This is a genomic window from Cytophagia bacterium CHB2 (genome assembly GCA_030263535.1).
GTDB lineage: Bacteria > Zhuqueibacterota > Zhuqueibacteria > Zhuqueibacterales > Zhuqueibacteraceae > Coneutiohabitans.
Genome location: SZPB01000298.1, coordinates 1 through 8,189, shown reverse-complemented (window position 1 = coordinate 8,189; position 8,189 = coordinate 1). Strand labels below are relative to the sequence as shown.

At 54.2% G+C, this 8,189-nt stretch carries 7 protein-coding genes; 2 read left to right on the top strand and 5 right to left on the bottom strand.

Features of this window, described 5'->3' with window-relative positions:
• On the bottom strand, positions 1–865 hold an 865-nt coding region (locus FBQ85_22610; protein ID MDL1877934.1), incomplete at its 3' end, for a tetratricopeptide repeat protein.
• 151 nt (positions 866–1,016) lie between these two features.
• Between FBQ85_22610 and FBQ85_22605 the strand changes: the two genes are divergently transcribed.
• Together FBQ85_22605 and FBQ85_22600 are read left to right on the top strand one after the other, a co-directional pair.
• The gene (locus FBQ85_22605; GenBank protein MDL1877933.1) at positions 1,017–2,282 is read left to right on the top strand and encodes an FAD-binding oxidoreductase; all 1,266 of its coding nucleotides are present in this window, start codon (positions 1,017–1,019) and stop codon (positions 2,280–2,282) included.
• Positions 2,283–2,343: 61 nt separating this feature from the next.
• Positions 2,344–3,078 carry an SDR family oxidoreductase gene (locus FBQ85_22600; protein ID MDL1877932.1) on the top strand — a complete coding sequence of 245 codons (735 nt, stop codon included), beginning with the start codon at positions 2,344–2,346 and terminating at the stop codon, positions 3,076–3,078.
• A 126-nt stretch (positions 3,079–3,204) separates the two neighbouring features.
• Here FBQ85_22600 and FBQ85_22595 read toward each other — a convergent pair whose 3' ends face one another.
• The 4 genes from FBQ85_22595 to FBQ85_22580 all read right to left on the bottom strand — a co-directional run.
• A complete protein-coding gene (locus FBQ85_22595) occupies positions 3,205–3,948 on the bottom strand; it encodes a WbqC family protein (protein ID MDL1877931.1) in 744 nt (247 codons plus the stop codon).
• A gap of 619 nt (positions 3,949–4,567) precedes the next feature.
• Positions 4,568–5,029, bottom strand: a complete 462-nt coding sequence (locus FBQ85_22590) for a hypothetical protein (GenBank protein ID MDL1877930.1) — start codon at positions 5,027–5,029, stop codon at positions 4,568–4,570.
• Between the two features lie 159 nt (positions 5,030–5,188).
• Positions 5,189–7,528 (bottom strand): T9SS type A sorting domain-containing protein, encoded by a 2,340-nt coding sequence (locus FBQ85_22585; GenBank protein ID MDL1877929.1) that lies wholly within the window; start codon positions 7,526–7,528, stop codon positions 5,189–5,191.
• Positions 7,529–7,651: 123 nt separating this feature from the next.
• The coding region (locus FBQ85_22580; protein MDL1877928.1) for a S9 family peptidase at positions 7,652–8,189 on the bottom strand (538 nt) is incomplete at its 5' end.

Here is an 8,189-nt window from a genome sequence, read left to right as displayed (position 1 = left end):
GGCGATAGGTGCCGGCGTTGAACTCCAACGCGCCCAACTCATAAAGCGCGGCCGGGGCCTCCGGGTGCTCGGGAAAATCGCGCGTAAGGCGCACGAACCGCGCGCGCGCGGTTTCATGATCATTCAGGCGTGCGGCGCTGCGGCCGCTTTCCAGCAACGCCGAAGCGAGCAAACGATGCGACGGAAATTCGTGCAGGAAACGATTGAACACGCGCAACGCTTCAGCATAATCGTTTTGTTTGAAATGGGCCAGTCCGCAAGCATGCCACGCCTGTGGCGCCAACGCGCCCTGCGGGAATTGCTGCAATTGGTAGGTATAAGCTTTCAGCGCGGCGTCATAGTCTTGCTTCTGCAAATAAGCTTCGCCGCGCAGAAAAGCAGCCTGCTCGTGTAAGTGATGTTCGGGGAATTGCAGGAGAGCTTGATCGAGCGTGGCAATGGCATCGCGCCATTTGCCCAGCAAAAATTCCGCAAACCCGATGCGATACCACGCCGTTTGATACAGTGCATGTTGCGGATGATAATCCTTCAACTCGCGATAAAGGGCCAAAGCTCTTTCGTAGTGCTGGCGTTGCAAGCATGACTCCGCCAGCAGAAATCGCGCCTCTGCCGCAAACGAACTTTGCGGATAATCGCGCAAAAAATTTTCACCGAGATCGCTAGTTGCTTGATAATACCCTTTTTCATAAGAACTCTTGAGCTTGGAAAAAGCTTGCTGCTCGGCGGAAGAAGGGGAAGTGAAATCAGTCGGGGTCTGTGAGAAGGCGAAACAGGCGGCAAAGAAAAATGCAAACACGGTCCATCGTGGTAAAAATTCTTTCCTGGCCATAAATTCTCCGAATTGCTTGGTCCTAAGGTTTGCCATCTGGGTTTGAAGATAGTGAATCAGAAATTCTTTTGCCAAGCTTTATTTCTGAGCGACTCTTTAGATCAGCGCCCGGGCGGTAAGGTCGTCTAAAAAACTGAACACCGAGATTTCTGATTGCCCTTTTATAGGGAAATCGCTTATTTGAAGCATGCATGAGATTTCGTACTGGCGTGAGGATTTCCCTGTCGCGCTGGCGCCGCGCGAAAGCGTTTTACCCGAACGAGTCGATGTTGCCATCATCGGCGGCGGCCTCACCGGCTTGGCGACAGGACTTTATCTCGCGCAGCGCAGCGTGTCCGTTGCCATCCTGGAGCAGGAAATCATCGGCTGGGGCGCAAGCACGCGCAATGCGGGAATGGCGCTTATCGGCTTGAAGCTCCCGCCCGAGCAACTAGTCCGGCGCTATGGCCGCGCGCAGGCGCGGCAGTTCCATCGCGCTTCGCTCGAGGCCCTGGCGTTCGCGGAACAGCTTATCCAGCGTGAAAATATCTCTTGCGATTTTCAGCGCTGCGGCGAGTTGTGCGCCGCTTACCGGCCCTCTCATTTCAAAGCGCTGCAGGCTTCGCAAAAATTTCTGCGCGAAGAGTTTGATCATCCCACCGAATTGGTGCCGCCTGCGGACATGCCGCGCGAAGTGGGATCGCATTTTTATCATGGCGGCCTGCGCGATGCGATGAGTGCGAGTTTGCATCCGGCAAAATTGGTGGCGGGCCTGGCGCAAGCCGCGCAGCGCGCCGGGGTCAGCATTTATGAAAGAACCCGGGTCGAACATTGCCAGCGCCTCGCTTCGAATCATGTGTTGCATACTTCGCGCGGACTTTTGCAGGCCCAGGAAATTGTCGCGGCCACGAACGGCTACACGCCGGGCATGTTGCCGGCATTGCGCCGCCGCGTGATTCCGGTGGGAAGTTACATCCTCGTGACCGAGCCGCTGGGCGCGGCGCTGGCGCAGGAACTGATACCCCAGAATCGCATGATTTTTGACAGCAAGAATTTTCTGTTTTATTTTCGCCGCACGCCGGATGATCGCCTGTTGTTCGGCGGGCGTACGAGTTTCACGCCGGTGACGAACGCGGCCGCGGCCGCCATGCTGGCCAGTGATATGCGCGCGGTTTTTCCCCAATTGCAGCAAACAAAAATCGCTTACGCCTGGCACGGCAATGTTGCGTTCACCTTCGACCAGATGCCGCATGTCGGACGCCTTGAGGGGATTCACTACGCCACGGGTTACTGCGGCCATGGCGTGATCATGAGCCTGTATTTGGGGCATTGTCTCGCACGCCTGCTGTGCGGCGAAGCATGCGACACGCCTTTTGCGCAACTCGCATTTCCGGCTTATTTTTTTTATCGCGAACGGCCCTGGTTTTTGCCGCTGGCCGGGGCGTATTTCAAGATGGTCGATCGTTTTTCTTGAGACAGCCATGCACAATCGCGAAAATCAAATCGTAGCATGATAACAGAAGAAAGGCTCTACCATGCCTCAACGAGTAGCTCTCATCACCGGCGGCGCGCGCGGCATCGGCCGCGCGATTGGAGTGGCGCTGGCAGCGGACAATTGGGATATTGCGCTGTGCTATCGCACCAGTGCCGCGGAAGCCGCAAGCGCAGTTGCCGCGATTACGGCGCAGGGCCGTCGCGGTTTCAGTTTACAATGCGATGTTTCAGACCCGGCCGCCGCGGCGGCCATGGTGCAGCAAATCGAGGAACAATTTGGCCGTATTGACGCCCTGCTCAACTGCGCCGGGCCGTATCGTCGTGTGCCGCTGTTTGATGAAACCCTCGCCGGCTGGCACGAAATGTTCGATAACAATCTGCATCCGGTGTTTTATTTAAGCCGGCTCGTATCGCCCATCATGCGCAGGCAGAGATGGGGACGCATCATCAACTTTGGATTGGTCAATGCTGATCAACTTATCGGGCAGCCCAATCTCACGGCATATGCCATTGCCAAAACCGGCGTGCTCATTCTCACGCGCACGCTGGCCCGGCTGCTCGCGCCGGAGGGCATCACGGTGAACGCGATTTCTCCGGGTTTCATTGATTCCGGCAGCATGCCCGTGGAGGAATTGGCAAAAATGGAAAGCAAGATTCCGGCCGGTTATCCCGGCGCCGTCGAGGATGTTGTGGGGGCGGCGAAATTTTTGTTGTCCGAGCAGGCGTATTACGTTAACGGCACGAATATTCACGTCAGCGGCGGTTGGGGCGTTTGAACCTTAGAATAAAATTCTGAAAGTTTTTGCCCACAAAATTGGAATCCCACAAAAAAAGTTTTTTATTTTTGTGAATTTCCACTTTTGTGGGCGAACTTTACAAGACTGTCCGAAGAGCTGCGATTTTCAGCTTGACGGAAAATCGGTGTTGGCGATGCGTCCTGCAAAACCCCGGGCATCATTTTTCTTGCGCAATTCCCCCAAATAGTGCCCGCCTTCATTAAACAATAAATCGACCATACTGAGATCCGGAATGAATTCACCATAAAGCTGATGATAACGCGGCATAGGCGGATTAGTGTCAATTAAAGTGATGCCGGCGGCGCTAAAATCATTTTCGCGAACAGCGTGCGCACGCTGCCCGGGGCTTGCGAGATACGCGGTTCCGCCGATGCGCTTGATCAACTCCACAAGCCAGTTTTTATTTCCCGTTACGGCTCCACATTCCGAGCTGAGATGGATGGGTGTGTCGAGCTTCAGGCATGCGCAAAGCGTTCGGATGCCAGCCACGTTGAGTTCAATGAGACGGCGCCATTCCGTGTGATAAAGCCCTTCGAAGCGATCGGCATAGTGCATGAAATACGGCGATTTATTGTAATGCGTTTGCAAGGCCCGCCAATGGGTTAACGCCCATCTTTCGTTATTGTTGATTTCGACCGCATGAATCGCCTGCCGGCCGCGCCCTTTGGTCAAAACCGGAACCGTGAGCCAGCGCGCGCCCTCCGGCGTTTTGATGCGATTGCGATTGAGCACGCCATGTTTGGAATATTGCAAATGATCGGCGAGAATGACGGCGTCTGCCTGCGCCATTTTACAAAAAAGCTCAAGGCCTGGAAGATAGGCGGGAAGATGTGCGGCAACGATTTTCATGAAGCGATGCTTGCGATTTTATTCCGGTATTTTGTAATCGAAATAATCCCGGCGTTTTCCTCAGCGGATTGCATGATCAAAACCTATTACTACAACGTTAAGTCGATGCAAACACCGCGTTGAGTCATTCCGCAAGAGGCTTGTGAAGTACTACCCTGATTTGCGGACAAGCTGCAAATCAAAGCTTCTGCGAAGCAGCAAATAACTGTTCGGTGAACCTCGGCGACCATTGGCATAAAGTTTTTCCACCGAAATGCGCCGAAGTCACCGAGCATCGCCGAAAAAAACTCTGGCCGGATGATTTATCGGCAGAATTATTTTGAATCGTTCTGCCGGCAAATTATTCTGCGATAAACTTTCAGAATTTTATTCTAACTTTGAGCGCCTTATGGCCATAAGAAAGCGACTCAAACCGACAGCAAATCCGGTACTTCACAAGATTCCTCCTGACCGGGACAAAAGTCGGGGTGAATCTCGAACTTAACGTTGTCATGCTATTTAATGAGCCGCCTGTACTGATCTCTGCAAAAACTTAAAAGCCACCCGGTGGTTGCCGGGTGGCTCGATCGTGTTGGCGATTTTTATTGCGTGGGGCTGTGAAACTGTTCGTCAAAATGGATTACGACGTTTTGGGCGCCAGCTTGGCTCCCAAAACACGGCCGACCAGCGCGACAACCGCTGCAATGATGGCGTTGATGATCAAGCCCACGGCGCGTGCGCCCAAGGCCTGCCCCATTGGCACAACCGTGCCTTCCTGCACGTTCAGCGCATCCCAATGAATGAAATAAGATGAGTCGAGATTCCCGGCAATGCTGATGAATGTCAGCAGGAAGATCAAAACCTGGGCAAACACGCCGATGCTGGTGCCGATCAACGCCGTGCCCACCCAGTTAAAACCAGCGCGCTGGGAAAGCGCGCCAAAAAAGAAACTGCTGATCACCGTCGCGCCGACGACTGAGAACATGGCATTGCCGCGCGGGGCGTACGGCACGCCCGACAAACCGACCATAAAACGGGCAATGGCATAAATTGCAATCAGCAGCCACGCCAACCGCACAAACCGCAAGACTTGTGACAGCATGAACTCCTCCTCTCCATAAAAGTTAATAACGGATACTGATATCGTAACACGATTTAACTGCAATCCGCAGAATTGCCATTTGTCACTCGGCGACAAACTTGCGATATCATCGCAAGTCGGTTCGCTTTTGCAGAGCAGCAGCCGGAATCGGCATAAATTTTACCTCACAATCGTCAGCTTCTGGATCGCGCGGAAGCCGGCTGAGCGTAATTCATAAAAATAAATGCCGGCAGCAGCATGCTCGCCGTTGGCCAACCTGCCATCCCAACGAACTTCGTAATATCCGCCATTTTGATTTTCATGCACCAATTGCCGGACTTCGCGGCCGAGGAGATTGAAAATGCGCAACTCCACGGGCTGCGGTGCGCTGTGCGGCAATTCATAACGAATCAGCGTGCCGGAAGAGGCGTGCAGCAACGGATTGGGATAACTCTGCGCCAACACGAAGCGCTGCGGCGCGGACACCGTTGCGCTGATTTCCGGCGAATATTCGAACGCGCCGTTGAAATCGACTTGCCGCAGGCGATACGAATAAACGCCGGGTTGCAAATCGCGATCAACAAAAGAATAATTCTGGGTCAGCAGCGTGGTGCCGTGCCCGTTGATGAAACCGATTTCTTGCCAGGTATTGTTGCCTTGTTTGCGCTCGAGGTGAAATCCCAGGTTGTTCGTTTCGCTCGCCGTGCTCCAGCTCAACTCGGCCTGGTTTCGTTCGACTTGCACGCTGAAGGTTGCCAGCTCGACCGGCACAGCATCGATCGTGGCGATGTTCGAAAAAGGCGAGGCATTGCCAAAAGCGTCGCGCGAGCGCAGCACGAAAAAGTAACGGCTGCCGGTGACCAGATTATCAACCGTCGCGACTTCGGTGACGCCGGGTGCGCCGGGTGCGGGCAAATTGCCCGCTTTACTGGCGATGGTATCAAACCACAAATTTACATCGCTGCCCACTTGCGTGGTCGAATAGCCCAGTTCATAACTTGCGACGTTCGAGCCGACATCCGCCGGGGCCGTCCATGCCAAACTGACGGTGGTCGGCGTGGAATTGGTGACGCGCAAATCCGCAACGGCCGCAGGCGCGACCGCGTCATAATTCTGGAGATTGTAAACATGCGCCATCGGCGCTTCGGTATTGGCATTCAAGGCCACCGCCTGCTCGCGCGTAAGATTCGGTCCAAGGATATAGGAGCTGACGCCGAGTTGAAACGTCGCGACAATGGGATTGCTGCCGGTGCTTTGAATTATAAAGCCGCTATCGCCATAAGAACGGCCGTCGCCGGTGTCATTCGTGCCGTCGCCCGTGCCGCTCATCGCATCCCAGAAATAATATTTCTGCGTCGTGTTCAGAATATTATCCATGCCGAAGATGCCGACGAAACTGCCGTGCTGGCTGGAGCTGGCGCTGAACCAATTGCGCTCCGGCAGAAAATTAATGGCGCCCTGTTGCTCGGTGATGCCGCCGGAGGCGCCGGTGATGATGCGCGGCGTCGTGGTGTTTTTGTTATACCAGGTTTGATTGGCCATGTTCGAATTGAAGTCAAACGTCGTGCGCAGCAGGCGTGCACCCAAATCAGACGTCAGTGGAATTTGCCCCGACAATTGCTGCGAGAAGGGATAAAAGAAAAGTGAAATGGCCACGGTTGAGACGTCGACGTTGACTCCGAGAACACTGACTCTGATCTGTTCCTGCACTTCGCGAATGACGCGAATCCGGCCACTAATGGCCTTGAGACTATTATTCACCGCAATCAAATTATCCTGCTCATTTGCCGTCACAGTTTGGTTGCCGACAATCGGGACGGAGACAATGGCGCGAATGCGTATTTTCAAGCGATCGAGAAAATCAATGCCGGACCCGCCGAACGAGGGCGGAACCGCGAGGTAATCCGGCACACCGTTATTGGCATGGCCTTGAATGTAGCTGATGCCTTTCACCGTATCGGCAGCCACGCGTCCCGCCGGCGAAGGCGAGTATTGCATATATGTGGGCAGCAGCGGATTCGGCGCCAGGGTGGCCGAGCGATAGAGATAAACAAACGCCTCTTGCGAGGTGAGGGGATCGATCAAGCGAATTTCGTAGCGCGGAAAGCTGCGCGCCGAGGCATCATTCACCCAATCATTGACCGGCGCCTGGCTGCCGGCATCGCGCGCCAGAAACAAAAGCTGATCATTATCGTCGAGCGCGCCGTCATCCGCGGCAAAGTAGCTGCCGCTTCCATCACGCTCGTCGATTTGGAGGGGAATCTGTTGCCACCCGCCGTTCTTGTAGGCATAAAGGAAAAGATGGCCCACCGGCGCAACGCTGCCGGAGAATTCCGCCAAATTCAACGGCGAGACCTGAACGTGCTCATACTGCCGGTCTTGCACCAACGTTTGTGCGGCTGACGGCAGGCTGAGAGCGAGCAGCAAAGCGACAATCATGCCGCTGCATAATTCCAACAAAAAAGATTTTTCGTAGCGATGAAGCATTTTTTTCTCTCCCTTAAAAGATGAAAATCTCATGCAGTTGGGATGCTAAACATTATGCATTAAATCATTCCAGGCATAGCTTGCTGCAATCAAGCGACTCCAGACAAATTGGATCGCTTGCAAGAAATTGCATAGAACCACATTCGGCGAGCACAATCAATTCGTCCCTTCTTTCTTATCCAACAAAAACTCCTCCCAAAACAAGGTTGTGGCATTCGACTGATAGTCACGATTCCCCTTTTTCTGAAAACCGTGGCCTTCGTCCTTTGCCACGAGATACCAGACCTGGCCGCGGTTGCGGCGCACGGTTTCCACGATTTGTTGCGATTCACTTGCCGGCACGCGCGGGTCGTTGAGTCCTTGAATCACAAACAGCGGTTTGGTGATTTTGTGCGCGTTGGTGGTGGGCGAGATTCTGTTGAGAAACTCACGCATCTTGGGGTCGCGTTCATCGCCATACTCGACGCGGCGCAAATCGCGGCGATACTCCTGCGTGCTTTCGAGAAACGTCACAAAATTGCTGATGCCCACCACATCAACGCCGGCGCGAATGCGATCGTTGTACATAAACATGGCGGCGAGCGTCATGTAGCCCCCGTAAGAACCGCCGGTCACGCCCACGCGGCTCGCATCCAGCTCGGGTTGTTGCGCAATCCAGTCGAGCAATGCGCCGATATCTTTCACCGATTCTTCG

Coding starts and splice junctions, on each gene's coding strand:
- FBQ85_22605 (MDL1877933.1), top strand. CDS start 1,017: ATGCATGAGATTTCGTACTGGCGTGAGGATTTCCCTGTCGCGCTGGCG.
- FBQ85_22600 (MDL1877932.1), top strand. CDS start 2,344: ATGCCTCAACGAGTAGCTCTCATCACCGGCGGCGCGCGCGGCATCGGC.
- FBQ85_22595 (MDL1877931.1), bottom strand. CDS start 3,948: ATGAAAATCGTTGCCGCACATCTTCCCGCCTATCTTCCAGGCCTTGAG.
- FBQ85_22590 (MDL1877930.1), bottom strand. CDS start 5,029: ATGCTGTCACAAGTCTTGCGGTTTGTGCGGTTGGCGTGGCTGCTGATT.
- FBQ85_22585 (MDL1877929.1), bottom strand. CDS start 7,528: ATGAGATTTTCATCTTTTAAGGGAGAGAAAAAAATGCTTCATCGCTAC.